The organism is Neisseria sp. P0001.S005 (genome assembly GCF_051963715.1).
In genome coordinates this window covers 1-510 of sequence record NZ_JBQCTZ010000555.1, presented here as the reverse complement: position 1 = coordinate 510, position 510 = coordinate 1, and the positions used below count along the sequence as shown (strand labels likewise).

1 protein-coding gene is annotated in these 510 nt (G+C 50.6%); it reads left to right on the top strand.

Annotation, left to right across the window (positions count from 1 at the left end; all coding sequences use genetic code 11):
- On the top strand, nt 1–507 hold a 507-nt coding region (locus tag ACTHSP_RS21625), incomplete at its 5' end, for a cytochrome c1 (RefSeq protein WP_440346959.1).
- Nucleotides 508–510 lie beyond the last annotated feature (3 nt).

Here is a 510-nt window from a genome sequence, read left to right as displayed (position 1 = left end):
GCGGCAATGGATCCGAAAGATGCCTCCAAATGGTTGGGTGCGCCTCCGCCGGATTTGACCCTGATTGCCCGTTCTAAAGGTGCAGACTACCTGTATGCCTATATGCGCGGCTTCTATAAAGACCCAACTCGTCCGACCGGTTGGAACAATACTGTTTTGGCCGGTGCGAGTATGCCTCACCCACTGTGGGAGCAACAAGGTGTTCAAGCCGTTGAGTTGGATGCCAAAGGTCAGCCCGTTATGATTAAAGACGAGCATGGCAACCTGACTCCTAAGCTGTATTGGGAATCTACCGGTCTGCACAGCCGTCGCCTGCCTAACGGTAAAGTGATCCAAAAAGAGTACGATACTTATGTACGCGATTTGGTGAACTACTTGGTGTACATGGGTGAGCCTGCTCAGTTGCAACGCCACCGCATCGGCTACATGGTTTTGGCATTCCTGTTTGCGGTAATGCTGCCATTGGCTTACTTCCTGAAAAAAGAATTCTGGAAAGACGTTCACTAATTC